The following is a 25669-nucleotide window of genomic DNA, read 5'->3' as shown; positions in this document are numbered from 1 at the left end:
CATGGCAGACCCGTACAACAGCGCAGCACGCCCACCGACCGCACTTCGTCTTGACGATTCCATGGTGACCACTGCCTTCGAGCTGCCAGGCTTCCGGGTCGCACGCAACCTGGGCGTGGTGCGCGGCATCACCGTGCGTTCGCGTTCCATCGTGGGCAACTTCCTCGGCGGCATCCAGACCCTGTTCGGCGGCAACATCACCATCTACACCGAACTGTGCGAGCAGGCCCGCGAGGAAACCTACCGCGACATGGCCAAGCACGCGCGGATGCTGGGCGCCAACGCGATCATCGGCATGCGCTACGACGCCACCGATATCATGACCGGCCTCACCGAGGTGCTGTGCTACGGCACGGCGGTGGTGGTGGAGCCGATGCGTTGATGCTGGCGGGGTCGTGATACCTACGGCGTATCGCAGCCCCCTGCAGGCGGTATTGGCATTGTAGGCGCGTCCGCCCTGATGCTGTCCGGATGCAGACGCACGGCGATATCTCATTCGAAGGGCAGGTCGGGCTGGTTACCGGCGCGGCCGGTGGCCTGGGCCTGGCCTACAGCCGGCTGCTGGCGAAGCGTGGCGCGCGGGTGGTCATGCAGGATGTCGGGGCCGGGCTGGATGGAAACGGCCAGGACCCGCGCCGGATCGATGCGAAGGTGGCTCTGCTGCGCGGCACCGGGTTGGACGTGCACGCCGCGCACACGGCAATCGACCAGCGCGACGGTTGCCGCACGCTGGTCAACGGCATCCTGGCCCAGCACGGTCGTCTCGATTTCATCATCCACAACGCCGGTTGGGTGGAGTACCAGCAGATCGATGTGGTGGAAGAAGACCGGTTCGACCGCATGATGACCATCGCCGCCAAGGCCCCGCTGTGGCTGGCCGAGGCGGCGTGGTCGGCGATGCAGTCGCGCCACCATGGGCGCATCGTGCTCACCACCTCCGACCGCGCGCTGTACCCCGAGTATGTGCAGAAGGGGCTGGCTGCCTATGCCGCGGCGAAGATGGCGGCGGTGGGCATCGTCAACGTGCTGGCGGCTGAGGGCGCGCCACACGGCATCATGGTCAATGCGATCTCGCCGGTGGCAAAGACCCGCATGTGGGGCGTGGAAGGCGAGCCGGAGGAACTGCATCCCGATGCGGTCGCGCCCGGCGTGGCATTCCTCGCGTCGTCGGCGTGCAGCGAAGGCGGCTGGATCCTGCGGGCAAGCAATGGCCAGTTCCACGCCATGCGCAGCGTGGAAGCCGAGGACGTGGCCTATCCGCGTGACCTGCGTGCCACCGCGGCCGACAGCATCGAGGACATCGCCACGCAGTGGTCACGCATCGCGCAACCCACGGTGGAGCCGCGCCGTTAGCGGCAGGTCATACTGGCGGTGGTTCCGCTCATCCGCGCAAGCACCCACATGGTCGATCTTCGTCTTCTCCGCCAGTTCGTCGCCGTTGCCGAGGAGCTGCACTTCCATCGCGCCGCCGCCAGGTTGCACATGTCGCAGCCACCGTTGACCGCAGCGATCCGCAGGCTGGAAGACGAGATCGGCAGTGCGCTGATCGAGCGCGGCAACCGCACGCTGGGGCTCACGGCGGCCGGTACGGTACTGCTTGCCGAAGCACGGTTGCTGCTGCAGCAGGCTGACCATGCGCTGGTGTCCACCCGTGATGCCGCCGCCGGTCGCACCGGTACCGTACGACTGGGCTATGTAGGCAGCGCGCTGTACGGACGGCTGCCCGGCGTGATCCGTGCCTTCCGGCAGGCCAGCCAGGACGTGCGCCTGGAGCTGATCGAAGCCACTTCCGCGCGCCAGATCCAGATGCTGCGGGAGCAACGCCTGGACGTTGCGGTGGTGATTCCGCCGGTGTACGAGGCCGAAGGCATGCAAATGAAAGACTTCGACGGCGACCGCCTTGCGATCGCATTGCCGCTTGCGCACCCGTTGGCGCAGTCGAGCGATATCACTGTGGCCGCACTCGCCGACGCATCCTTCGTATTGTGGCCGGCGCGCGAGGGGAGGGGCTTCCACGCGCAGGTGGTGCGGCTCTGTGCCGCCGCTGGCTTTACCCCTCGCGTGGTGCAGGAAGCGCATGGCATGCACGCGGTGCTGTCGCTGGTGGCGGTGGAGGCGGGCGTGTCGATCGTGCCGGCCAGCATGCGCGGATTCCGCAGCGGGGAAATCGTCTATCGACCTCTGGAGGGCGTGGAGGCGGCGTTCGATCTTCAGCTCTGTGTGCGCGGCGGCGTCGTGCCGCCTGCGGTGGCCGCCTTCCTCGAGCAGGCGGTAGCCGGCTGATCACCGCGTCCGCTTCAGCCACGCCCTGACGACCAAGCCAATCAGGGCGGCGAACACCGCCCACGACACCATGTCGAACACCCCGTCGCCGATCAGTGCGCTGACCAGGCCCAGCACGCTGGCCGCGGCGATCCATGCCGGCGCGGTGAACGGGCTGCCCGTAGCGGCGGAAGGCTTGTTCATGCGGCACCCCCGTTCGCACCGGCACGTTCGATTTCGGTAACCCGCGCCTCGGTGCTGCCGCGCTTGAACCACAGGTACAGGCCGCTGATGAGGACCAGGATGGTCAGCAGGTCCAGCACTGCCCACAGGATCTTGAGCGGCAGGTTGCCGTAGTTGCCGAAATGCAGCGGCTGGCTGAGCAGCAGCACGGTCATGTAGGTGGGCAGCTGCGGCTGGGCCGTGAGTTCGCCGGTGACCGCGTCGATCAGCACCGGGCGGTACATGCGCTCGGTGATGGGCGTATTGCCCTGCATGAACACCCCGAAGTGGTGGTCGCCGCTGTAGCCGGTGCCGGGGAAGCTGACGAAGGCCGGGCGCATGTCCGGTTCGGCGGCGCGCGCAGTGTCCACGGCCGCCTGCAGCGAGGCCAGCGTGGTGGGGCGCGGTTGGCCGGCGTAGCGGGCGGCGAACTCGCCGAGCTGCTCGCTCTGCCATGCGGTTTCCAGCGGCTTGGCCACGGTGTTGATCACGCCGGTGATGCCCACCACCAGCGCCCAGCCCAGCGTGACCACGCCGATCACGTTGTGCAGGTCCAGCCAGGCCAGCCGACGGCTGCGGCCGGTCCGCAGCGTGCCGAAGCGCTGGCGGCGCATGAACGGGCCATACAGCACCAGGCCCGAGATGATCGCCACCGCGAACAGCAGCCCCATCGCGCCCATGAACAGCAGGCCGGGCAGGCCGAGGAACAGGTCGGTGTGCAGGCGAAGCAGGAAGTACATCACCCCTTCATTGAACTGCGGGGCGGGCACTACCTCGCCGCTGCTGGCGTGCAGCAGTGCCGTCTTCATCTGTGGCGGCGGGGTGTCGACGCGCGCCCCGGTGTTCACGTAGACCGTGTGGCCTTCCCAATCCCAGCCGACGAACAGCGGCACGTTGCCCGGGTACTGCGCCAATGCGGTGCGTACCTGGTCGTCCAGGTTGCGGTGCGGTGCGTTGTCCTGGGGATGCTCCACATGCGGTTCGGAGAGGTGGTCGATTTCCTCGGCGAAGATCAGCGGCAGGCCGGTAAGGCACAGCAGAAGCAGGAACAGGGTGCAGATCAGGCTGGTCCACTTGTGAACCAGGAACCAGGCTTTGATGGTGGTGCGTTGCATTGAATTCTCTGGCGATCAGAACCGGTACGAAATCGTGCCGGTCACGGTGCGCGGGTTGCCGGTGAAGCAGTCGCCGAAGTTGCGGCAGGGGGCGAAGTACTTCTTGTCGCTGAGGTTGGTGATGTTGAGCGCCATCGTCCAGTCCACGACCTGCACTTCAAACAAGGCGTCCACCAGCGTGTAGCTCGGCGTGCGGATGAAACCACCGTAGCCCAGCGACTGGGTGTTGCCCACGTAGCGGCCCCCCAGGCCCAGGCGCAGGCGCGCGTCGGCGTCGAGCTGGAAGCCCTTGCCCAGCCACAGCGAGGCCAGTTCCTGCGGGGTGTCGTTGAGGCGCTGGTTCACTTCCATGGCGAAGTTGCTTTTGGTCACTTCGGCCTTGTTGCGCGAATACGCGGCGGTCAGGGTGAAATCGTGCGCGAACTGGAACTGGCCCTCCAGCTCCACGCCCTTGGACTGGATTTCGCCGGTCTGGATGACGTTGAGCACGTTGTCCGGATCGTTGGTCTGGCGGTTGGTTTCGGTGATTCGGTAGGCCGCCAGGGTGACCAGCATGTTCGAGGCCGGCTGCCACTTCACGCCGCCCTCCCACTGGTCGCCCTGCATCGGCTTGAACGCGCGGCCGTACAGGTCCTGGCCGGTGACGGGCAGGAACGACTCGCTGTAGCTGATGTACGGCGACACGCCGCCGCCCACGTCACCGATCAGACCCGCGCGCCAGGTGGTGGCATTGTCGGTCTGGCTGGGCAGGCCCTCGGTCTTGCTGCGCGCATGGTCGCGGCGCGCACCCAGCACCAGCGACACACGGTCGGCCCAGCGGATCTGGTCCTGCAGGTACACGCCCAGCTGGGTGGTCTGCTGGTCGGGCAGGCGGTCCCAGCCATTGATGGTCACGCCGGTGGAGACTGGGGTGTAGATGTCGATCGGCGTCGGCGTGGCATCCAGGTTGTAGGACTTCTCGCGGTAATCGCTGTAATCCACGCCGGCCAGCAGCAGGTGCTGGAATGCACCGGTGGCGAAGTCGAACTGCACCGCGTTGTCGCTGGTCAGCGAACGCACGTCCGGGCGCACGCCGTAGGCATTGCGGTTGAGCACGCGGCGGTCGGCGTCGATGAACGGGTCGGTCGGGTTGCTGTAGGTGTCGGGATACAGCTCGCGGAATTCCGTGCTGCCATCAAGGTAGCGCACGGCCGAACGCAGGCTGATGGTGTCGTTGAAGCGGTGGTCGAACAACGCGGTGACGCTGTAGACCGTGGAATCGAGTTTGTCGAAGTCGCGGTCGCCGAGGAAGGTCGACGGGTCCAGGCGCGGCGTTCCGGGCGGCGCGCGCAGGGTGGCCGCCACCGGCAGGAACTGCTGGCTGGAAGCGGTCTTGTCGTGCTGGTAGCTGGTCAGCAGGGTGAGCGTGCTGCGCTCGCCGCGCCAGCTGATCGACGGCGCCAGATACACGCGGTCGTCGCTGATGTAGTCGGTCTGCATGCCCGAATCGCGGACCAGGCCGACCACGCGGCCGGCCAGGGTGCCGGCGTCGTTCAGCGCGCCACCCACATCGCCCTGGAACTGCTTGCGGTCGAAGGTGCCCAGCTGCACGCCTACCTCACCACCCACGTCGGTGAAGGTGGGGCGTTTGGTCATGGCATTGATGATGCCGCCGGTGGCGCCGGCACCGTACAGCACCGACGACGGGCCGCGCAGCACTTCCACGCGCTCCAGGCCGTACACCTCGGTACGCGCCATCGGGTTGAAGCCATAGCTGCGGCGCAGGCCGTCCAGGTACTGCACCGGGTCCAGCCCGCGCACGCTGCTGCCGTCGCTGCGGGTATCCAGGCCGTAGGCATCGGCGGTGACGCCGGCGCTGTAGCGAAGGGTCTCCTGCAGGTTCTGCGCACCGCGGTCGGTGAACAGGCTGTTGGTCACCACGCTGATCGCCTGCGGCGTCTGGGTGAGCGGGGTATCGGTCTTGGTCGCGGTGCTGGCGCGGTCGGCCACCACGGTCACCGCGTCCAGGGTGCGGGCGCTGCCGGCGTCCTGGGCATGGGCCACGGCCGAGGCCAGCAGGGTGGGGGCCAGCAGCAACAGGCAGGAACGGCGAGACAAGGCAGCCATGACGGGAATCCCCAGGAGCGAAGGCCGCGATTATCCGAAGCTGAGGATGCGAACGCAAATGAATCTCAGCTGCGACCGGGTGATGCTTTCATCCTGCTGCCACATCCCCTGCACGGCCCCTACGCGTGCCGGGCCATAACGTAGACCGTCCCCACGCCAGATCCGGAGACGCCCCATGAATACCCTGCAGACAGCCGCCAGAGCCATGCGCAACGGGCTGGAAGAAGTGGCGGCATTGCTGGTGGGTGAGCGTGCGGAAGACCTGCGCCGCGACGACAGCGCGGCCCCCGGTGTGGGCATCCCGATGCCGCGCCGCGCGCCGCTGAAGCGCCCGCTGCTGCACGGCCGCAAGGGCATGGCGCCCTGGCAGAAGGTCTCCGGCGGGCGCCGCTGAACAGGCGAGGTTGAAGGGTTTCCCAGCGTCGCAACCCAACCTGAACAGGCAGACATGCTGCACACGCGCGGTTGTGGCTAACTAGCGCCCCAACCAACCGACGGAACGATGCGTGAAGACAGCAGGACGATGGGCGCTGGCAGGCGTGATGCTGGTGGCGGCGCTGTGGGTGGCGGGCATGCTCGCCTATCAGCTACCGGGGCCGGGTTGGGTGCGAGGCGTGCTCATGGCCGTCTGGGCGGGTTTCGCGTTGACCACGGCGGTGGCGGTCGGTCGCGCGCGCGTCGGTCGTTGGCCGGGCGCGGTGTTCCTGCTCGCACTGGTGGCCACCGGTGTGTGGTGGCTGCTGCTGACGCCGCGCCAGGACCGGGTCTGGGCCGACGACGTGGCCCAGCGGCTGAAGGTGGTGAGCTTCGATGGCCAGCACGTGGTGCTCGACAACGTGCGCAACTTCACCTGGCGCACCGATGACGACCACGACGCGCGCTGGCAGCGCCGCGGATACGACTTGGACCAGCTGCGTTCGGCCGACCTGATCCTGTCGTACTGGATGGGGCCGACGATCGCCCACACGCTGGTGTCGTTCGGTTTCGCCGACGGGCGCCAGCTGGTGTTCTCGCTGGAGATCCGCAAGGAGCGCGGCGAATCGTTCTCGGCACTGGGCGGGTTCTTTCGCAAGTTCGAGATGACCCTGGTGGCGGCCGAGGAAACCGACATCGTGCGGGTGCGCAGCAACGTGCGCGGCGAGGACGTCTATATCTACCGGTTGCAGGGCATGACCGGCGAGCAGCTCAAGGGCCTGTTCGTGTCCTACCTGGGGGAGGCGCGCAAACTGGACGCCGCGCCGGCGTTCTACAACACGCTCACCAGCAACTGCACCACCATCGTTTACGAACTGGCCAAGCAGATCGCGCCGGGCCTGCCGTTGGATTACCGGCTGCTGGCATCGGGCTATTTCGCCGAATACGCGCGCGACCTCGGCGTGCTCACGCCGGGCGTGGACTTCGCCACGCTCAAGGCGCGCGGGCGCATCACCGACCGTGCGCGCGCGGCCGGCGACGACCCGCGCTTCTCACAACTTATCCGCCAAGGCGTGCCCGGCGTGGATGCCGAGGTGCAGCCATGAGCCGGTTCCTGCGCCGTGGGATGCCCCTGCTGGCCGTGCTGCTGTCGCTGCTGCTCTCGAGCGGCTGCGCGATGGTCACCATGAAGCAGGTCAAGCCCACCGACTACCTGGCCAGCAAGCGCGGTGACGTGCTCACCTCCGGAAAGTTCAGCATGGCCTCGCAGGAGACGCTGAGCGTGATCGGGCTGGATGTGGCGCTGTGCGAGAAGGATATTGCCGCCTGCGAGAAGACCCTGAAGGAGACCCGCGACCTGCCCGAGGAGCAGCGCCTCTCGACGCTGTCCGAGCTGTGGGTGAAGAACGCGCTGGCGCTGACGCCCAAGCCGAAGGACCGCGACAAGACGCCGATGTCCGACGCAGCGCTGGACGCCTGGCTGGAGGCGGCGCGGTATGCGTATGCCTACCTGTTCTTCAGCGGGCGCACGCCGTCGGAGCGGGCCTTCGAGGACCGCCAGACCCAGGTGCGCGACTACTACAACTACGCGGCCGAACAGACCGCCACGGTGGTGTTCAAGCGCAGCCGCGAAAGCGCGCTGGAAGGCGAGGACTACAACGCGGCGGTGGCCGGCGAGCGCTGGACGCTGACCTCGGACTTCGACGCGCTGCGCCTGACCAGCATCCCCAGCACCATGGTCTCGGCCTCCTCGGTGAGTTTCGCCGGCCTGCGCAGCACCTACCGGCGCGATGGCTTCGGCGCCGAGCTGGTGGTGGTGATGGACCCACCGAAACTGATCGCGCCGGTGGACGGCGAGAAGGCGGTGATCCCGCAGTACAGCGAGATGTCGGCGATCAATGCCACCGCGCTGCTGCGCTTCAAGGGCGACACCCTGCAGCAGGTGTTGGACACCACCCAGGTGTTGTTCGATGTGTATTCGCCCGAGTCCACCGAACGCGTGGACCTGCATGGCGAGAAAGTGCCGTTGGCGGGCAACTTCACGGCGGCCTACGGCATGTGGCTGGCGCAGTCGGGCTTTGCCACGCAGTCGCTGCGCACGTTGTTCGGGCTGAGCCAGGGCATTGCCGAGCCGCACATGTACCTGATGCAGCCGTGGGACCCGAACCGTCGCATCATCTTCATGCTGCACGGCCTGGGCAGCAGCCCGGAGGCGTGGGTGAACGTGGCCAACGAGATCCTGGGCGACCCGGAGCTGCGTCGGCACTTCCAGGTCTGGCAGGTCTATTACCCGACCAACGCGCCGATTGCGCTGAACCGCTACGAGATCGACCAGGCGTTCGACAACACGCTGAAGCATTTCGATCCGAAGGGCACGTCGCCGGCATCGAAGGACATGGTGTTCATCGGCCACAGCATGGGCGGGGTACTGGCGCGCCTGTTGGTGACCAGTTCCGGCGACACGCTGTGGGACCAACTGCTGGCCAACTATGACCTCAAGGGCGAACGCCTGAAGCGGGTGGAAGCCAAGTTGGGGCCGCTGCTGCATTTCGATGCGGAGCCGAACGTGGAGCGTGCGATCTTCATCGCCGCCCCGCACAAGGGCACCGACATCGCGGGCAACCGGGTGGGGCGCTTCATCGGCCGCCTGGTGCGCCTGCCGATCACCCTCCTCGGCAAGTTCGAGGATGTGTTCCAGACCCTGCAGCAGTCCGAAGTGCAGTCGGCGCAGGCGACCAAGCTGCAGATTCCCAACAGCATCGACAACCTCAAGGCCAGCGATCCGTTCGTGAAGGCCTCCAGCGCACTGCCGATCATGCCGGGGCTGAAGTACCACTCCATCATCGCCCAGCGCAAACCGGGCGTGCCGCTGGAGCAGTCCGACGACGGGCTGGTGCCGTATTGGAGCGCGCACCTGCCGGGGGCGGTATCGGAGAAGGTGATCATCTCCGGGCACAGCGTGCAGGAAACCCCGCAGGCGGTGCTGGAGATTCGGCGGATCCTCAGGGAGGATCTGGAGGAAGTCACGCCTTGATCACCGAGCAGAATCGGCCCCTCGCAGCCACCCATGGGGTGGCTCTGCAGGCGGCGCATCCGAAACACGCGGCGTATCCATACGCCGACCCTCCGTAGAGCCACCCCATGGGTGGCTGCGAGGGGCCGGAACAGCATCGCGCCGTCAAACCCGCCGTGCCACCACAACGCTTGCGGCGGCCAACAGCAGCATGATCGCGAAGATCAGCAGATAGCCCAGCGTCACATCGGTGCTGAGCAGCAGCGCGAACAACGAACCGGACACCGCCAGCGTGGTGGCCACGCCCAAGGCTTCACTGAGCTGCAGCGCCGAGGTGTTCGCGCCCTGCTGGGCAGGCGGCGACAACGACAGCGTCAGCAACGAGAGGCTGGGGTAGATCAGCCCCATGCCCAGCCCGGTCAACGTCCAGCCGGCCAGCGCAAGCCACAGCGGCACGCCCGGCTGGAGCGTCAGCGAGGTGGCGATGATGCCGCCGCACATCAGCAGCGCGCCCACATGCAGCAGTTGCCGCCGCGACCAGCCGTGGCGCTGGTGGCCTTGGAACCAGGAGCCGCTGAACCAGCCCAGCGCACCCATGCTCAACGCCACGCCCGCCAGCAGGGGACTGAGCCCGCGTTCGCGCTGCAGCAGCAGCGGCAGGAACGCCTCGCAGCCGAAGAACGCCGAGGCGGCGATGCCGCGCAGGGCAATTACGCTGGGCAGCCCGCGGCGAAGGCGCAGCGTGCCGGGCGGCAGCAGCCGCCAGCTGCACACGGCCAGCAGTGCGAGCGCGGGCACCAGCAGCGCCGCGGCGTGCCAGCCGACCTGCTGGCCGCCGACGTACAACAGCAGGGCGCCGAGCGAGGCGCCCACGGCCCAGCGCACTACGTGCGTCGCCGGTGCTGGTGTGGTGTCCAACGCGCGGACGTCGCGCAGGGCGGGACGCAACAGCAAGGCCGCGGGGATCGCCAGCAGCGGCACCGCCAAGAAGACCCATCGCCAACCGACGTGCTGCACGATCAGCCCGCTGATCGCCGGGCCGACCAGCGAGGGCACCACCCAGCCGGCGGAAAACGCGGCGAAAACGCGCGGACGCATCGGCTCGGGGTAGGTGCGACCCACCAGCACATACAGCGCCACCGAAATCGCGCCGGCGCCGAGGCCCTGCAGCAGGCGGCCGAGCACCAGCACGGACATGTGCTGGGCCAACCCCGCCAGCAGCAGCCCGGCGATGAAGCAGACCAGCCCCAGCCACAGTGGCCGCGCCGGCCCCTGCTGGTCGCTCCAGCGCCCGGCCAGGGTCATGCCGATGACGCTGGTGGCAAGGGTGCCGCCGAACGCGAGCGCGTACAGCCGCAGGCCGTTGAGGTCATGGGCGACGGTGGGCATCGCGGCGGCCACGGCCAGCGCTTCGAACGCGTGCAGTGACACCAGCGCCACCATGCCGATCGTGGTGGCGCGGTACGCCGGGGACAGGATCGACGGTGGTGCATCGGGCGCGACGGTGGGCACGGCGGGGGCGGCAACATCGGAAGACATGCGGATTCCAGGCAACGAAGGATGCGCGTCGCTTGCAGTGCGCGGCGCGGTCCCGCACGATGCGACCTTAACCATGGTTGAGGTCAAGCGTGATCGCGCAGGAGCTGAGTGTAGGCGAGGTGTCGCGCCGCAGCGGGGTGGCGGTGTCGGCGTTGCATTTCTACGAGCGCAAGGGCTTGATCCGCAGCCTGCGCACGGCGGGCAACCAGCGCCGCTTCAACCGCGAGGTGCTGCGCCGGTTGGCGGTGATCCGCGTGGCCCAGCGCGTGGGCATGCCGCTGGAGGCGGTCGCGCAAGCCTTCGCGGCGCTGCCGCAGGACAAGACACCCACACGCGCCGAGTGGGCGAAGATGTCGGCGCTGTGGCGCGCCGAACTGGACCAGCGCATCGAGCAGCTGTTGCTGCTGCGCGACCAGCTGACCGACTGCATCGGCTGCGGCTGCCTGTCGTTGAAGCGCTGCCGGCTGGCCAACCCGGGCGACGCGCTGGGCGAGCAGGGCGATGGGCCGCAACGTTGGGGGTGACGCACCGCGCTCAGCCACGCATGGCGTGGCTCTACCGCGCGATGATTCATCGCATCACGGCGTAGAGCCACGCCCTGCGTGGCTGAGCGCGGTGCCGGGTTACGCCACGGCGTAGAGACACGCCATGCGTGTCCCCGCGTTACCGCATCACCACACGGCAATGACCTGCCCGCTCTGCACCCCCTCCACGCTGCGCTGATACGCCAACGACGCCCGATGCGCGCTCACCGGCTCGAACCCCGGAAAATACGCGCCGTAATCGTCCATCGATTCAACCAGCACGTTTGGGCTCACCACGTTGATGCGCAGCCCGCGCGGCAGCAGGTCGCACGCGGCGGCGCGCACGAAGCCTTCCAGTGCGGCGTTGACGGCCGTCGCATTGGCGCCATCGCGGATCGGCTGCGCGCTGACGATGCCGCTGGTCAGCGTGATCGAGCCCCCCACGCTGAGGTGGTGCTGCGCGGCCAGCGCCAAACGGACCTGCCCCAGCAGTTTGTCCTGCAGGCCCAGGTTGAACTGCGCCGGCTGCATGTCGGCCAGCGGCCCGAAGTGCAGGCGGCCGGTCGTGGCGACCACCGCGTCCACCGTGCCAACCTGCTCGAACAGCGCACGCACGCTGGCATCGTCGGTCAGGTCCACCTGCACATCGCCGCCGTGGCGACCGGCGCGGACAATCTGGTGGTGGGCACCCAGCGTTGCTGCGACCGCCTGGCCAAGCGTTCCGCTGGCGCCTACGAGAAGGATCTTCATGCCGCTCACTCCAGAAAGGGGGGGGGAATGTCGCCAGTCTGCGCCGCCCACGCAGGTTTGGTAACCGGGGTATGCTTTGCAGATTGCAAACCCTGAGTTATGAATGGATACGCTGCGCTGCATGCAGGCCTTCGTGGCCGTGGTCGACCGGGGCAGCCTGAGCGCTGCCGCCCAGCAGTTGGGCGTGTCACCGGTGATGGTGGGCAAGTACCTGCAGCAACTGGAAGCGCACCTGGGCGTGCGGCTCCTGCAGCGCAATACCCGCCGGCAGAGCCTGACTGACGCCGGGCGCAACTATCTGGCCGGCTGCCGCAGCGTGCTTGAGCAGGTGCAGCAGGCCGAGGCCAGCGTGGAAGGCCTGCAGGCGCAGCCGCAGGGCGTGCTGCGGATCAGCGCCCCGGTCACCTGGGGCAGCTGCGTGCTGGCGCCGCTGGTGGCCGATTACCTGGCTGCCTTCCCGCAGGTGAGCGTGGAACTGGACCTGAGCAACCGGCGCGTGGATCTGATCGAGGAGCAGTTCGACGCGGTGGTGCGGATGGGCCAGCTGGGCTCGGCCGAGTGGGTGGCGCGGCCGTTGCCGCCGTATGCCATGCAGATATGTGGTGCGCCTTCATACCTGCGGCGCCGCGGCATTCCACTGCATCCGTCGGACCTGCACGCGCATGATTGCCTTACCCACCTGGCCTGGCGCGGGGGTCACGGCTGGCGGCTGCGCGGGCATCCGGACCAGGACTGGTCGGCGCATTCGCGGCTGCTGTGCAATGACGGCGACGGGTTGCGGCGGGCGGCGCTGGCTGGGGCGGGGCTGATCCTGCAGCCGGCCGTTCTATTGGCGGACGATATCGCCGCCGGGCGGCTGCAGCCCGTGCTGGGCGATTACCTTCCCGAGCCGCGGCCGTTGCACCTGGTGTATCTGGCGGATCGGCGTCCACGGCCCAAGCTGGCCAGTTTTGTCGCGTTTTTGTTGGACGCGCTGGCGCCCGGTTGATAAGACAGCCACGCAGGGCGACGCGTCCCGTAGAGCCACGCCATGCGTGGCTGTGCGACCAACCCACACCGTTCGATCAATCGTTCGCCGCCGACAACGCCTGCCCACGCCGGGTCGCCGCGTCGATCGCACGCGCGACGATCGCCTCGAAATCCTCCCCTTGGAAACTCTCGATCGCCGCCTGCGTAGTGCCGTTCGGCGAGGTCACGCGGCGGCGCAGTTCGGCCGGCGCCTCGCCGGATTCGTCCAGCATGCGGCTGGCGCCGAGCAGGGTCTGTACCACCAGCGTGCGCGCCGCATCGGCCGGGAGCCCCTGGGCGATGCCGGCCGCTTCCATCGCTTCGGCCAGCAGGAACACGTAGGCCGGGCCGCTGCCGGAGACCGCGGTCACCGCGTCCATGCGCCCCTCGTCGTCGATCCACACGGTGCGCCCGGCGCTGGACAGCACCTGGTCGGCCTGCGCGCGCTGTGCATCGCTGACGCCCGCCGTCGCGAACAGGCCGGTGACGCCCGCGCCCAGCAGCGCCGGGGTGTTGGGCATCGCACGCACCACTGCCGCGTTGCCGCCCAGCCAGCGCTCCAGTTGCGGGCTGGTAATGCCTGCGGCGATGGACACCACCAGCGGGCGCTTGGCCTGCGCGATGTCGGCCAGCGCCGCGCACACGTCGCGCAGCACCTGCGGCTTCACCGCCAGCACCCACACGTCGCCCTGCGCGGCGGCCTCGCTCGCGCTGGCATAGGTCTTCACCCCGAAGTCCGCGGTGAGCTGCGCGCGCAGGTCGGCGACCGGCTCGGCCACATGGATCTGGGTGGGGGCGGTGCCCTGGCGGACCAGACCGGCGATGAGGCTGCGGGCCATGTTGCCGCCGCCGATGAAGGTGATGGATGCAGCGGTCATTCGATTTCCTCGGTCGTGAGTCAGCGGGGCAGAGCCCCGCTCTACGGATGGGGCGTGGAACAGGTGGTCATGCGCGTGCGCCGAACAGGGCGGTGCCGACGCGGACCATCGTCGCGCCATGGGCAACAGCCTCGGCGTAGTCGCTGCTCATGCCCATGGACAAGGTGTCGACCTGCGGGTGCTCGGCGGCGAGCGCCAGGAACAAGGCCTGCATGCGTTCGAAGGCCTGCGCGCGGCGCTCCACCTGCGGCCACGGGGCGGGGATCGCCATCAGCCCGCGCAGGCACAGCCGGGGTTCGGCGGCGATGGCGGCAGCCAGCGCCGGCACCGCGTCCGGCAGGCAGCCGTGCTTGCTGTCTTCATCGTCGATATTGACCTGCACCAGCACATTCAGTGGCGCCAGGCTGGCCGGCCGGTGCGCAGCCAGCGCGGCCACCAGCTTGGGGCGGTCCACGCTCTGCACCCAGTCGAAGCGCTGCGCGGCCAGCTCGGCCTTGTTGGACTGCAGGTGGCCGATCAGGTGCCATTCCAGCCCCAGTGCCGCCAACGCGTCGATCTTGGCGACCGCCTCCTGCACGTAGTTCTCGCCGAACGCGCGCTGGCCCTGCGCCGCCAGCGCCGCCACCGCCTCGGCCGGTTGGGTCTTGGATACCGCCAGCAGGCGGGGGTCTGGCCGCCCGGCGGCGGTGGCCGCGTTGTGCAGGTTCAGCAGCAGGGCAGGCAGGGGCAGGGCAGTCACGGGTGGGTACTCAAGGGGCAGCCGTACAAAGGGCAGCTTTGGAAAGAGGATTTTCAGGTGGATCAGGGAGGCTATACTGCCGCTCGGGGAAAGATCCTTCCAGTCGCAGCAGTCTATGGGGAGTAGCAGCGTATGGATATCGCCGAGCTGTTGGCGTTTTCCGTGAAGAACAAAGCGTCGGACCTTCATCTGTCGGCAGGCCTGCCGCCGATGATCCGCGTGGACGGCGATGTCCGTCGCATCAATATTCCGGCCTTGGACCACAAGCAGGTGCACGCGCTTGTCTACGACATCATGTCGGACAAGCAGCGCCGCGATTACGAGGAATTCCTCGAGGTCGACTTCTCGTTCGAGATTCCGAGCCTGGCGCGCTTCCGCGTCAACGCGTTCAACCAGAACCGCGGCGCCGGTGCGGTGTTCCGTACCATTCCGTCCGAGGTGCTGACCCTGGAAGACCTGGCGGTGCCGCCGATCTTCCGCGAGCTGATCGACCAGCCGCAGGGCCTGATCCTGGTGACCGGCCCGACCGGTTCGGGCAAGTCGACCACGCTGGCGGCGATGATCGACCACATCAACAAGAACGAATACGGCCACATCCTCACCGTCGAGGATCCGATCGAATTCGTGCACACCTCGCAGAAGTGCCTGATCAACCAGCGCGAAGTGCACCGCGACACGCACGGCTTCAACGAAGCCCTGCGCTCGGCGCTGCGTGAAGATCCGGACATCATCCTGGTGGGCGAACTTCGCGACCTGGAAACCATCCGCCTGGCGCTGACTGCCGCGGAAACCGGCCACCTGGTGTTCGGCACCCTGCATACCAGCTCGGCGGCCAAGACCATCGACCGCATCATCGACGTGTTCCCCGCCGGTGAAAAGCCGATGGTGCGCTCGATGCTGTCCGAATCGCTGCGTGCGGTCATCTCGCAGGCGCTATTGAAGAAGGTCGGCGGCGGGCGTACCGCTGCGTGGGAAATCATGGTGGGCACCCCGGCCATCCGCAACCTGATCCGCGAGGACAAGGTGGCGCAGATGTATTCGGCGATCCAGACCGGCCAGCAGATGGGCATGATGACCCTGGACCAGCACCTGCAGGACCTGGTCAAGCGCAGCCTGATCACGCGCAACCAGGCCAAGGAATACGCCAAGGACAAGCGTATCTTCGAATAACGGTAGCGCCGGGCGCTGCCCGGCGCGACAGATTCGGTAGTGCCGGGCTCCGCCCGGCCCTCGGCAAAGGTCTCCGGAGCACACCGCAATGAACACCACCAGCACCACCATCGACTTCACCTCGTTCCTCAAGCTGATGGCGCACCAGAAGGCCTCGGACCTGTTCATCACCGCGGGCATGCCGCCGGCGATCAAGGTCAACGGCAAGATCTCGCCGATCACCCAGACCCCGCTGACGCCGCAGCAGAGCCGCGACATGGTGCTGAACGTGATGACGCCGGCCCAGCGCGAGGAATTCGAAAAGACCCACGAGTGCAACTTCGCCATCGGCCTGTCCGGCGTGGGCCGGTTCCGCGTGAGCTGCTTCTACCAGCGCAACCAGGTGGGCATGGTGCTGCGCCGGATCGAAACGCGCATTCCCACCGTGGAAGAGCTCAGCCTGCCGCCGATCATCAAGACGCTGGCGATGACCAAGCGCGGCATCATCCTGTTCGTGGGCGCGACCGGTACCGGCAAGTCGACCTCGCTGGCCGCGATGATCGGGTACCGCAACCTCAATTCGACCGGCCACATCATCACCATCGAAGACCCGATCGAATTCGTGCACAAGCACGAAGGCTGCATCATCACCCAGCGTGAGGTCGGCATCGACACCGACAGCTGGGACGCCGCGCTGAAGAACACCCTGCGCCAGGCGCCGGACGTGATCATGATCGGCGAAGTGCGTACCCGCGAAGGCATGGACCACGCCATCGCGTTCGCCGAAACCGGCCATCTGGTGCTGTGTACCCTGCACGCCAACAATGCCAACCAGGCGATGGACCGCATCATCAACTTCTTCCCGGAAGACCGCCGCAACCAGTTGCTGATGGATCTGTCGCTGAACCTGAAGGGCGTGGTGGCACAGCAGCTGGTGCCCTCGCCGGACGGCAAGTCGCGCAAGGTGGCGATGGAGATCATGCTGGGCACGCCGCTGGTGCAGGACTACATCCGCGACGGCGAGATCCACAAGCTGAAGGAGGTGATGAAGGAGTCGGTGCAGCTGGGCATGCGCACCTTCGACCAGAGCCTGTTCGAGCTGTACCAGGCCGGCGAGATCAGCTACGAAGACGCGCTGCGCTACGCCGACTCGCAGAACGAAGTGCGCCTGCGCATCAAGCTGTCGCAGGGCGGCGACGCCCGCACGCTGTCGCAGGGCCTGGATGGGGTGGAGATCTCCGAAGTCCGCTGAGGGCGCGGGGACGGAAAAGGGGCGCGTACGGTGCAATGCCGGCGCGCCCTTGTTGTAGGTGGTGCTTCAAGGGGCCGGCACCGCGCCGGTAGCACTGCAACTGAAGAGAATGCACATGGAACTGCATGATCCTTACCGCGCGCCTGCGCGTTCTGCTACGTCGCCGGGGCCGTCGATGCCGGTGGACATGTCGGGCATTGCGTTCGGCAGCGATGACACCGTCTCCAGCGCGGCCACGATTGCGGCCGGCTATACCTCCTCGATCATCGCCGCCAGGTGGCTGGCCACGATCATTGATTCCGTTCTACTGCTGGCAGTCTTGTTCATACCCGCGGTGGCGCTGGACAAGTCCGTCGGCGAGATCGTCATCTGGGTATCGTTGGCGTTGATCGCGGCGTACTTCCCGGTGATGGAAACCCGGTTCGGTGGCTCGCTGGGGAAGCTGGCGACCGCAACCCGGGTGGTGAACATCCGCGGTGAGCGGCCCAACTGGTGGCAGGCGATCGTGCGTACCCTGCTGCGCCTGATCGAGGTGAATCCGTTCCTGTTGGGCGCGATTCCGGCGGGCCTGATTGCGCTGTGCTCATCGAACCGCCAGCGCCTGGGCGACATGCTGGCCGGCACCTACGTGCTGCGCCGCGCGGATATCGGCCGCATCCGCAAGACGGGAACGGCGCGGGTCGCCGAGCCGGTGTGGTCGCAGGCCAGCGCGCCGGTACCGGTGCCGCCCCCGCTGCCGCCGTCGCCGTCAGTGCCCGGGTCCGACGACACGCGCTGGGCGAGGCCCTGATCGGGCAGGGGTAACTGCATTGATTCGATGGGATTGATGAATTTTGTTCATTACCCACAGCGCGCGGCGCTATGCAATCGGCGCCAACGGCGGGCGTATCGTGGCGGGGTCGCATCGGGCAGTCGCCCGGTGCCGCCCCATCCATGACCCGGCTCCCGCCGGAAGGAGCACCACATGCAGACACGAATCCTTGGCAACAGCGGCCTGCGCGTTTCCGCGCTTGGGCTGGGCTGCATGGGCCTGAGCCACGCCTACGGCACCGCCCCTGATGTGAGCGATGGCATCGCCCTGCTGCACGCGGCGGTGGAGCGCGGGGTGACCTTCTTCGACACCGCCGAGGTCTACGGCCCGTTCCGCAACGAGGAACTGCTGGGGCAGGCCTTGGCGCCGTACCGCGATCAGCTGGTCATTGCCACCAAGTTCGGCTTCAAGGGCGGCAAGACGGATACCGGCCTGGACAGCCGCCCCGAGAATATCCGTGCCGTGTGCGAGGCCAGCCTGCGGCGGCTGAAGACCGACCGCATCGACCTGTTCTATCAGCACCGGGTGGACCCGAACGTGCCGATCGAAGAGGTGGCCGGTACCGTCAAGGAGCTGATCGCCGAGGGCAAGGTCAAGCATTTCGGCCTGTCCGAAGCCGGCGAAGACAGTATCCGCCGCGCCCATGCGGTGCAGCCGGTGGCGGCCCTGCAGAGCGAATACTCCCTGTGGTGGCGCGAGCCGGAGCAGAGCGTGCTGCCGGTACTGGAGGAGCTGGGCATCGGCTTCGTGCCATTCAGCCCGCTGGGCCGCGGCTTCCTGACCGGCGCGATTACTGCCGACACCGAGTTTGCCGCCACTGACTTCCGCAGCACCCTGCCGCGCTTCGCGGTGGAGGCACGCCGCGCCAATCAGGCATTGGTGGAGGCCATCGGCACGATCGCCAGCGCCCGCCAGGCGACCCCGGCCCAGGTCGCACTGGCCTGGCTGCTCTCGCGCAAGCCGTGGATCGTGCCGATTCCCGGTACCACCAAGCTGCATCGCCTGGAGGAAAACCTGGGCGCGGTGGACCTGGTGCTGGGCGATGCCGACCTGCAGCAGATCGCGGCGGCGCTGGACGGCATCGCCATCGTGGGCGACCGCTACAACGCCGAGCGGCAGAAGCAGGTCACCCGCTGAGGCGGAGGGCGGGCACGGATGTCGATTCGGTGCCCGCCCCAACGTCGTAATGACTGAACCCACCCAGAGGAACAGGTCATGAGCGACACCACTCCCGTCAAAGGCCCTGCGTCGTACTTCCCCTCAATCGAGAAGACCTATGGGCAGCCTGTAGGTCATTGGTTGGCTCTATTGGCCACCCAGGGCGGTCTCACCCACATGGCGCTGGTGAGCTTCCTCAAGCAACAGCACGGTCTGGGGCATGGGCACGCCAACGCGCTGGTGGCACACCACATGAAGGACCGGGCGGGCTGAACACGGCAATCGTTGCAGGATGAATCAATTTCACCTGCAACTGTCACGCCGATCGTGTCTAATACCGCTCCCCACGTGTCTGGCCCCACCCCCCATGTCCCTTGAATCCCATGGCCCCGCGCCGTGCGACGACGCCGACGGCCATCTGGTCACCGCCGGTCCGCTGACCCCTCCACCGGACAGCGCCGGCACCGTGGCCGACGAAAAAGCGCTGCGCCACTCGGTTGCCGAAGACGTGCAGGGCATGATCCTGGCCACCCTGGTGGCCTCGCTGGGCCTGGCGATCTTCGCCAAGGGCGGGCTGATGATCGGCGGCATGGCCGGGCTCGCCTTCCTGGCGCATTACGCGTTTGGCTGGAACTTCGGCCTGGTGTTCGTGCTGGTCAACCTGCCGTTCTACTGGGTGGCGGTGCGGCGCATGGGCTGGGAATTCACCCTGAAGACCTTTGCCGCCGTGACCGCCTGCGGGCTGCTCACGGATCTGCTGCCGCGCTGGGCCGACTTCGCGCACATGAGCTCGCTGTACTCGGCGCTGGTCGGTGGCGCGCTGGCGGGGCTGGGCATCCTGTTCTACATCCGCCACCGCGCCAGTCTGGGTGGCATCGGCATTCTGGCGGTGTACCTGCAGCGGACCCGCGGCTGGAGTGCCGGCAAGGTGCAGATGTCGTTCGACACCCTGCTGATGGGCGTGGCGTTCTTCGTGCTCTCGCCGGACAAGGTGATGTATTCGGCCATCGGCGCGGTGGTGCTCAGCCTGGTGCTGATGTTTAATCACCGGCCGGGGCGTTACATGGGGGTGTGAGGCCCGCCTTCAGCGCCGTGTTACCGTCCACGGCGGTTTGATTTTCGCCAGGCGCTTGTAGACCGGGCAATCGGTTGCATGCGCCCCCGGCAGATAGCCCAGGCTCATCAGGAATTCGCCGGTGATCTCGCCGCCGGTGAAGCGGAAGGTCTTCTTGAACAGCTTCACCCACTCGGCCTTGTCGCGCGGGTGGTGCGCATCCAGCCAGCCCGCGAAGCTGCCATGGCTCGCCCGCAACTGCTGGATGACCTGCGCGTTGTGGATCGCCGCGTGCACCTTGAGCCGGTTGCGGATGATGCCGGCGTCATTGAGCAGGCGTTCCACATCCCGCTCGCCGTAGGCGGCCACGGTGTCCACGTCGAACTGGTCATAGGCGGCGCGGAAGCCCGCGCGCTTCTTCAGGATGGTCTCCCAACTGAGTCCGGCCTGGTTGATTTCCAGCACCAGCCGCTCGAACAGCTCCGGCTCCTCGCGTTGCGGGAAACCGTATTCGTGGTCGTGGTAGTGCCCATGGACCGGATGGCCGGGGGCGATGAGGCAGTAGCCGCTCATGGCTGCTCCTTGCGGGCGGGTTCGTCGACATTCTGCGCGCTGCCACCGGGAAGCGCGATGCGGGGCCAGCGCGAACGGGAGAGTTCGATATGGCCGGCGAGCAGTGCCTCCCTGCTGGCCTGGGCGTCATCCCCGTCACGGCTGCGGTAGAACGTCAGCGTTCCGGCATCCTGCCAGAGGCCATTTTCGCGGGTATGCAGGCTGCAACTCGGCGCCATGCGCTCGGGTACCCTGCACAGCAGCATGTCATCCACGCCGTCTTCGTCCAGGTCGCGACGCAGGGCCACGCACTTCGCGCCCAGCTCAAGGCATTCCGCCGTGTGGAGCTTGCGGTCCAGCAGCGCCTGCCACCAGTCTGCGTCCGGTGCCGGCAGGCTGCCGGGCACGCTGACCTGGCGACGCAGAGCGCCGAGGTCGCGGATGCCGTCGTCGATGTCATCGAGGTCGTTGCCGCTCCAGCGCGCTTCCTGCGCCAGCACCGCGCTCACAACCTTCGTCGCACGCGCATCGCTGCTGACGCGTGGGTCGCGCTGCAGGTCGCGCAGTGCCTCCACGCCGCGCCGCCCCAGTTCGAAGCGCAGGGCCAGGACGTCCTTGGTACTGATGGCGGGTGCCGTCGCCTGCAGTCGCTCCATCTGGCTGGCCACGCTGATGCGCACGCCATCCAGCACGGGCGAATTGGCCACCAAGGCTGCGCCCAGCACCGTCCAGCACATCCAGCGGTTGACCCTTTCAACCGGCTGCAGCCAACGACCGCGCCGACGCAATACCGCCTGTGCATACCCCAGCGCGTAGCCGCAGACCAGCAGCACCACCAGCACGCCCCAGAAGCGTTCCAGGGTCCAGCCGTACTGCACGATGCGCAGGCCGAGTGCGTACAGCGCAAGCCCGGCGTACAACGGCAAGGCCAGCAGGCTGGCATCCACCAGGCGGCGCAGCCAGAGCGGATAGGGCGCCCGCTCGCTGTCGTGCTGGTACACCGCGTTGACGAAGGCTACCAGCAGCAGCGAGACGGTCAACAACAGGGCCGTGGCTGAACGCGTGCGCCACAGCGCGTCCAGCCCGGTGAAGGGCAGGCTGAGCACGAACAGCACGGCAATGAAGGACAGCAGCGGCAGCAGGCCACGGCAGATGGCGAACAGCACCTGCCGTGTCACCTGGATGGCCCGGTGCTGGGTGCGGCCGATCAGCACGCCGAAGCCGAACAGCGAGCCGGTGGCCAGCGCGATGAAGGCATCTTCGCGGAACAGATCACGGAAGAAGCGCACGTCCACCAGTTGGAACAGCGCCGACCACAGCCACAGCAGCAGCCAGGTCAGGCCGGTGAAGGCCACGGCCAGCGCCAGGGTCAGCCCGTTCTGCCAGGCGCGTTCGAACAACGCGTCGTAGCTGGCGCGCCAATGGCCGTGCTGCAGCCGGAACTGCCACCACGGCAGGGTGACGAACACTGCGACGGCCATGCTGATCGAGAAGGGCCACAGCAGCACCGCATCGTTCAGCCCGGTGGCACCGCCGCCCAGGTTCCAGCCGATCCAGGTCGCCAATGCCAGGACCACGGCCGAGCCCACTACCGCGTGCAGCCACAGCCGGCGATCGCGCAGCTCCACCAGCGTCAGCGCCACGGCAGTGGGAATGGTCAGCACCCAGCTGTACCAGCAGTAGCGCCCGCAGATGTGGTTGAACGGCCAGCTGTCGGCGGCTTCCTGCGCGGTGTACAGCATCAGGCCCTGCAGCAGCGCGATCAGCACGATGGTGCTGCGCGAGGCCAGGGGGAGGGGCGGGTGGTGATTCATCATGCGCATCCTTGCTTGGGTGCGGGCATCGTAGCCGAGGGCTCACGCCCGTGCCGATGCCCAGCGGTTAGAATGTGCCCATGTCCGAGCTGTCCACTTCCCTTGCCCATCACCTGCTGGTCGCGCTGCCGTCGCTGACCGATCCCACGTTCGCACGCAGCGTGGCGCTGGTCTGTCAGCACGACGCCAGCGGTGCCATGGGTGTACTGGTCAACCAGCCGTCGGAATACACCCTGGGCGATGTATTGGCCCAGATGGAGATCCAGGCCGACGACCCTGAACTGCGGGACCAGGTCGTGCTCAACGGCGGCCCGGTGCACCCGGAGCGCGGCTTTGTGATCCATGACGATGAACGCAGCTGGGAGTCCAGCATGCAGGTCGGTGAGGGGGTGTTCCTGACCACCTCGCGCGACATCCTGGAGGCCATGGCGCGTGGCGAGGGCCCGCGCAATGCGCTGGTCACGCTGGGCTGCGCCGGATGGAGCGAGGGGCAACTGGAAAACGAGATCGCCGAGAACAGCTGGCTGACCGTGCCGGCCGATGCCGACCTGCTGTTCGCCACGCCGCTGGAACAGCGCTGGCAGGGGGCGGCCTCGCGCATCGGCGTGGATCTGTTCCGCCTGACCGATTACAGCGGCAATGTCTGAGCCGGCCGCGCCCCTGCCCGTCAATGCCCATCCCGGCGGCATACGTCGCGACGGCACGGTGCTGGGCTTCGATGTCGGCTCGCGCCGGATCGGCGTGGCGATCGGCAGCTCGTTCGGGACCCATGCGCGCGCCATCGCCGTCGTCGACGTGCACAGCGCGGGTCCGGACTGGGCGGCGGTCGAGCGCCTCATCAAGGAATGGCGTCCGGACGGCCTGGTGGTGGGCGACCCGCTCACCCTGGACGGCCAGGACCAGCCGAACCGCAAGCGTGCGCAGGGCTTTGCCCGCCAGCTGCGGGAACGTTTCAAACTGCCGGTGGTGCTGATCGACGAGCGCTCCAGCTCGGTCGAGGCGGCACGCCGGTTCGCGGTCGAACGCGCCGAAGGCCGCAAGCGACGCCGCGACGCCGCGACCCTGGATGCGGTGGCCGCGGCGGTGATCATCGAGCGCTGGTTGTCCTCGCCCGACGACGCCACTCCCGTTTCCTGACGCACAGACCTTGCCCATGACTGCCTCGCAACTCGATTCCGACGGACGCCTGCGCCACCTGCTGACCCTGGAAGGTCTGCCCCGCGAAACCCTGCTGGCGCTGCTCGACCGTGCCGGCCAGATCCGCGATGCCGCGGTCGGCCGGGTCGGCAACAAGCGCCATGTGCTGGGCGGTTCGGCGGTGTGCACGCTGTTCTTCGAGCCGTCCACCCGCACCCGCAGCTCGTTCCAGCTGGCCGCACAGCGGCTGGGCGCGGACGTGCTGAACTTCGATGCGTCCACCTCCTCCGCGCGCAAGGGCGAAACGGCGTGCGACACGCTGAAGAATCTCGAGGCGATGGGCGTGCGCGGCTTTGTGGTGCGTCACCCCGACGATGGGGCGGTAGCCGAGCTGGCTGCCGTGGCGGGCGAGGGCACGGCGCTGATCAATGCCGGCGATGGCCGCAGCGCGCACCCGACCCAGGGCCTGCTCGACATGCTCACCCTGCGCCAGGCCAAGGGCAGTGATTTTTCGAAGATGAAGGTGGTGATCGTCGGCGACGTGAAGCACTCGCGCGTGGCCCGCACCGACCTGCATGCGCTGCGCACGCTGGGCGTGGGCGAGATCCGCGTGTGTGGCCCGCAGTCGCTGCTGCCGGACGACGAGACGCTGAAGGGCTGCGTCGTGGGCCATGATTTCGACGCGATGCTGGAAGGCGTCGATGCGCTGATGATGCTGCGCCTGCAGCGCGAGCGCATGGAAGAGGGGCTGGTGCCCTCGATCGAGCAGTATCACGCCCAGTACGGGCTCAATGCCGAGCGCCTCAAGCGTGCCGGTCAGGATGCGGCGGTGCTGCACCCGGGCCCGATCAACCGCGGCGTGGAAGTCACCGACGAGGTGGCGGACGGCCCGCAGTCGTGGGTGCTACGCCAGGTCGCCAACGGCGTGGCCGTGCGCATGGCGGTGCTGGAAACTCTGTTGGGCTGATCCGCCGGGGTATCGACCAACGGTCGATACCTACCGGTAGGGGACGACCGTTGGTCGTCCCGCCCCATCACCGCCTCTGCGCGAACAACCACGCCCACATCGCCGGGTCCGCGTACGTGGCGTCCCACGCGTTGTGGTTGCCTTGCGGGTATTCGGTGTAACGCACGTCCGCCGCGCCGGCATGGTCAAACGCCGCCTTGAGCCGGCGGTCGTCCTCCGGCAGCACCACATCATCCTGCGCGCCATGGAACATCCAGATCGGCGTGGTGTTCAAGCGCGCCGCGATGGCGGCATACGGATCGGCTTCCGCCGCCACCGATTCCACGAACAACGATGCACGCACCGCGTGAGGTGCCAGCACCGCGCCGCACACCGGCACGATGGCGGCGAAGCGGGTGGGGTTGTCCAGCGCGATGTTCCAGCTGCCATAGCCCCCCATCGACATGCCGGTCAGGTACTGCCGCGCGGGATCGGCGCCAAATTCGGCCATCGTCGCGTCCAGCGCGGCCAATGCAATGCGGTTGTTGATCCCCGACCACTCCTCGTCCTTCGGCGCCTGCGGCAATACCACCAGCGCCGGGAAGTCGCGTGCATGCTCTCGCAGGTGCGGCCCCAACCCGGCATGGGTCTGGCGTTTGCCGTCGCTGCCACGCTCGCCCGAGCCGTGCAGGAACAGCACCACCGGCAGCGTCCCACGCTGCGCCTGGGCGTCGCGCGGCACGAACACCTGGTACCGCGACTCGCGTCCCTCCACGGTCACGCTGCGCGCCACGAAGTGCCCCGTATCGGGGGCAGGCGTCGAGGCACATCCGCTCAAGGCGAGCATGCCAACCACCCACACCCACCATGCCGCGCGCTGTCGTGCCATTGTCCGTCCCCGACTGGAATCGTTTTCAGTCTAGGCCGCTGCGCGACGCGGGGCATCTTGCAGTGCATCAGTCCGAGCGGGGGGCCGAGGCCAGGATGGCCAGGTGTTCGATCGCCTCGGGGTGGCCCTCGGCGGCTGCGGCCTGCATCTGCGCCAGGCTGGGGTGGAGCACCAGCAGGATCGGGTTCTCGCACTGCGGGCAGTCGAACTCGGCCTCGTCTTCGTGCAGTTCCATGCTCATCTGGCACGAGGTGCCCTGCCATTCGCAGGCGGGGCAGGTATGCACCTGCTCGCGCCAGCCGGCGATGAAGTAGTTGTCGAGGGTCAGCGCCATGTC

At 67.6% G+C, this 25669-nt stretch carries 28 protein-coding genes; 17 read left to right on the top strand and 11 right to left on the bottom strand.

The genetic code is table 11. The features are described 5' to 3' along the window. Position 1: 1 nt before the first annotated feature. The 3 genes from ACOZHM_RS07375 to ACOZHM_RS07365 all read left to right on the top strand — a co-directional run bounded on the left by ACOZHM_RS07375 (position 2) and on the right by ACOZHM_RS07365 (position 2283). Complete coding sequence (locus ACOZHM_RS07375; RefSeq protein WP_421568524.1) at positions 2-382, top strand: YbjQ family protein; 381 nt, start codon at positions 2-4, stop codon at positions 380-382. Between the two features lie 89 nt (positions 383-471). After that, on the top strand, positions 472-1353 hold the full coding sequence (locus tag ACOZHM_RS07370; RefSeq protein ID WP_421568523.1) for an SDR family NAD(P)-dependent oxidoreductase: 882 nt from the start codon (positions 472-474) through the stop codon (positions 1351-1353). A gap of 48 nt (positions 1354-1401) precedes the next feature. Beyond that, positions 1402-2283, top strand: a complete 882-nt coding sequence (locus ACOZHM_RS07365) for a LysR substrate-binding domain-containing protein (protein ID WP_421568521.1) — start codon at positions 1402-1404, stop codon at positions 2281-2283. On the opposite strand, the gene ACOZHM_RS07360 is transcribed toward ACOZHM_RS07365, so the two are convergent. The 3 genes from ACOZHM_RS07360 to ACOZHM_RS07350 are packed head-to-tail and all read right to left on the bottom strand — an operon-like array spanning position 2284 to position 5705. After that, positions 2284-2466, bottom strand: coding sequence for a hypothetical protein (locus ACOZHM_RS07360; protein WP_421568519.1), 183 nt, complete (start codon positions 2464-2466; stop codon positions 2284-2286). It lies immediately after the preceding gene. After that, positions 2463-3599 carry a PepSY-associated TM helix domain-containing protein gene (locus ACOZHM_RS07355; protein WP_421568517.1) on the bottom strand — a complete coding sequence of 379 codons (1137 nt, stop codon included), beginning with the start codon at positions 3597-3599 and terminating at the stop codon, positions 2463-2465. Before ACOZHM_RS07355 ends, ACOZHM_RS07360 begins: the two co-directional genes overlap by 4 nt. Before the next feature lie 15 nt (positions 3600-3614). Further along, positions 3615-5705 carry a TonB-dependent siderophore receptor gene (locus ACOZHM_RS07350; protein ID WP_421568515.1) on the bottom strand — a complete coding sequence of 697 codons (2091 nt, stop codon included), beginning with the start codon at positions 5703-5705 and terminating at the stop codon, positions 3615-3617. 175 nt (positions 5706-5880) lie between these two features. On the opposite strand from ACOZHM_RS07350, the gene ACOZHM_RS07345 reads away from it, so the two are divergent. The 3 genes from ACOZHM_RS07345 to ACOZHM_RS07335 all read left to right on the top strand — a co-directional run bounded on the left by ACOZHM_RS07345 (position 5881) and on the right by ACOZHM_RS07335 (position 9153). Further along, positions 5881-6099, top strand: coding sequence for a hypothetical protein (locus ACOZHM_RS07345; RefSeq protein ID WP_421568513.1), 219 nt, complete (start codon positions 5881-5883; stop codon positions 6097-6099). Between the two features lie 148 nt (positions 6100-6247). Further along, positions 6248-7225, top strand: a complete 978-nt coding sequence (locus ACOZHM_RS07340) for a DUF4105 domain-containing protein (protein WP_421568629.1) — start codon at positions 6248-6250, stop codon at positions 7223-7225. Continuing rightward, positions 7222-9153, top strand: a complete 1932-nt coding sequence (locus ACOZHM_RS07335) for an esterase/lipase family protein (protein ID WP_421568511.1) — start codon at positions 7222-7224, stop codon at positions 9151-9153. Before ACOZHM_RS07340 ends, ACOZHM_RS07335 begins: the two co-directional genes overlap by 4 nt. 144 nt (positions 9154-9297) lie before the next feature. On the opposite strand, the gene ACOZHM_RS07330 is transcribed toward ACOZHM_RS07335, so the two are convergent. Continuing rightward, positions 9298-10671, bottom strand: coding sequence for an MFS transporter (locus tag ACOZHM_RS07330; RefSeq protein ID WP_421568510.1), 1374 nt, complete (start codon positions 10669-10671; stop codon positions 9298-9300). A gap of 89 nt (positions 10672-10760) precedes the next feature. On the opposite strand from ACOZHM_RS07330, the gene soxR reads away from it, so the two are divergent. Next, a complete protein-coding gene (soxR, locus tag ACOZHM_RS07325) occupies positions 10761-11195 on the top strand; it encodes a redox-sensitive transcriptional activator SoxR (RefSeq protein WP_421568508.1) in 435 nt (144 codons plus the stop codon). 147 nt (positions 11196-11342) lie between these two features. On the opposite strand, the gene ACOZHM_RS07320 is transcribed toward soxR, so the two are convergent. Further along, positions 11343-11945: a short chain dehydrogenase gene (locus ACOZHM_RS07320; protein WP_421568507.1), complete on the bottom strand. Its 603-nt coding sequence runs from the start codon at positions 11943-11945 to the stop codon at positions 11343-11345. A gap of 103 nt (positions 11946-12048) precedes the next feature. Here ACOZHM_RS07320 and ACOZHM_RS07315 point away from each other — a divergent pair, with 103 nt between their 5' ends. Further along, on the top strand, positions 12049-12933 hold the full coding sequence (locus ACOZHM_RS07315) for a LysR family transcriptional regulator (protein ID WP_421568506.1): 885 nt from the start codon (positions 12049-12051) through the stop codon (positions 12931-12933). A 76-nt stretch (positions 12934-13009) separates the two neighbouring features. On the opposite strand, the gene proC is transcribed toward ACOZHM_RS07315, so the two are convergent. After that, positions 13010-13831, bottom strand: coding sequence for a pyrroline-5-carboxylate reductase (gene proC, locus ACOZHM_RS07310; protein WP_421568504.1), 822 nt, complete (start codon positions 13829-13831; stop codon positions 13010-13012). Between the two features lie 67 nt (positions 13832-13898). Continuing rightward, entirely contained in the window at positions 13899-14570 is a 672-nt protein-coding gene (locus tag ACOZHM_RS07305) for a YggS family pyridoxal phosphate-dependent enzyme (RefSeq protein WP_421568502.1), read from the bottom strand. Positions 14571-14702: 132 nt separating this feature from the next. Between ACOZHM_RS07305 and ACOZHM_RS07300 the strand changes: the two genes are divergently transcribed. From ACOZHM_RS07300 to ACOZHM_RS07275, 6 genes are all read left to right on the top strand, one after another. Next, on the top strand, positions 14703-15740 hold the full coding sequence (locus ACOZHM_RS07300) for a type IV pilus twitching motility protein PilT (protein WP_070208322.1): 1038 nt from the start codon (positions 14703-14705) through the stop codon (positions 15738-15740). Between the two features lie 88 nt (positions 15741-15828). Continuing rightward, complete coding sequence (locus ACOZHM_RS07295; RefSeq protein WP_421568500.1) at positions 15829-16971, top strand: PilT/PilU family type 4a pilus ATPase; 1143 nt, start codon at positions 15829-15831, stop codon at positions 16969-16971. A 115-nt stretch (positions 16972-17086) separates the two neighbouring features. Next, the gene (locus ACOZHM_RS07290; RefSeq protein ID WP_421568499.1) at positions 17087-17761 is read left to right on the top strand and encodes an RDD family protein; all 675 of its coding nucleotides are present in this window, start codon (positions 17087-17089) and stop codon (positions 17759-17761) included. A 174-nt stretch (positions 17762-17935) separates the two neighbouring features. Further along, complete coding sequence (locus tag ACOZHM_RS07285) at positions 17936-18919, top strand: aldo/keto reductase (RefSeq protein WP_421568497.1); 984 nt, start codon at positions 17936-17938, stop codon at positions 18917-18919. A gap of 78 nt (positions 18920-18997) precedes the next feature. After that, positions 18998-19213 carry a DUF4287 domain-containing protein gene (locus ACOZHM_RS07280; protein ID WP_421568496.1) on the top strand — a complete coding sequence of 72 codons (216 nt, stop codon included), beginning with the start codon at positions 18998-19000 and terminating at the stop codon, positions 19211-19213. A gap of 94 nt (positions 19214-19307) precedes the next feature. Then, positions 19308-20015, top strand: coding sequence for a YitT family protein (locus tag ACOZHM_RS07275; RefSeq protein WP_421568494.1), 708 nt, complete (start codon positions 19308-19310; stop codon positions 20013-20015). A 9-nt stretch (positions 20016-20024) separates the two neighbouring features. Here ACOZHM_RS07275 and ACOZHM_RS07270 read toward each other — a convergent pair whose 3' ends face one another. Beyond that, positions 20025-20567 (bottom strand): DNA-3-methyladenine glycosylase I, encoded by a 543-nt coding sequence (locus ACOZHM_RS07270; RefSeq protein ID WP_421568492.1) that lies wholly within the window; start codon positions 20565-20567, stop codon positions 20025-20027. Continuing rightward, entirely contained in the window at positions 20564-22360 is a 1797-nt protein-coding gene (locus ACOZHM_RS07265; protein ID WP_421568490.1) for a DUF4153 domain-containing protein, read from the bottom strand. The genes ACOZHM_RS07270 and ACOZHM_RS07265 overlap by 4 nt, the downstream gene beginning before the upstream one ends. An 80-nt stretch (positions 22361-22440) precedes the next feature. Between ACOZHM_RS07265 and ACOZHM_RS07260 the strand changes: the two genes are divergently transcribed. Genes ACOZHM_RS07260 through ACOZHM_RS07250 form a run of 3 tightly spaced genes read left to right on the top strand, consistent with a single transcriptional unit; the run spans position 22441 to position 24464 of the window. Further along, positions 22441-23007, top strand: coding sequence for a YqgE/AlgH family protein (locus ACOZHM_RS07260; protein ID WP_421568489.1), 567 nt, complete (start codon positions 22441-22443; stop codon positions 23005-23007). Beyond that, positions 23000-23497 (top strand): Holliday junction resolvase RuvX, encoded by a 498-nt coding sequence (gene ruvX / locus ACOZHM_RS07255; RefSeq protein WP_421568487.1) that lies wholly within the window; start codon positions 23000-23002, stop codon positions 23495-23497. The genes ACOZHM_RS07260 and ruvX overlap by 8 nt, the downstream gene beginning before the upstream one ends. A 16-nt stretch (positions 23498-23513) precedes the next feature. Further along, positions 23514-24464, top strand: a complete 951-nt coding sequence (locus ACOZHM_RS07250) for an aspartate carbamoyltransferase catalytic subunit (RefSeq protein ID WP_421568486.1) — start codon at positions 23514-23516, stop codon at positions 24462-24464. 67 nt (positions 24465-24531) lie between these two features. On the opposite strand, the gene ACOZHM_RS07245 is transcribed toward ACOZHM_RS07250, so the two are convergent. Beyond that, complete coding sequence (locus ACOZHM_RS07245) at positions 24532-25332, bottom strand: alpha/beta hydrolase-fold protein (protein ID WP_421568484.1); 801 nt, start codon at positions 25330-25332, stop codon at positions 24532-24534. 67 nt (positions 25333-25399) lie between these two features. Then, complete coding sequence (locus ACOZHM_RS07240) at positions 25400-25666, bottom strand: hypothetical protein (protein ID WP_421568482.1); 267 nt, start codon at positions 25664-25666, stop codon at positions 25400-25402. Positions 25667-25669 lie beyond the last annotated feature (3 nt).

Origin of the sequence: Stenotrophomonas sp. PD6, assembly GCF_049199305.1 — a bacterium.
Taxonomy (GTDB): Bacteria; Pseudomonadota; Gammaproteobacteria; order Xanthomonadales; family Xanthomonadaceae; genus Stenotrophomonas.
The sequence above is the reverse complement of the archived record's forward strand: the minus strand, read 5'-3'. Positions and strand labels throughout refer to the sequence as shown.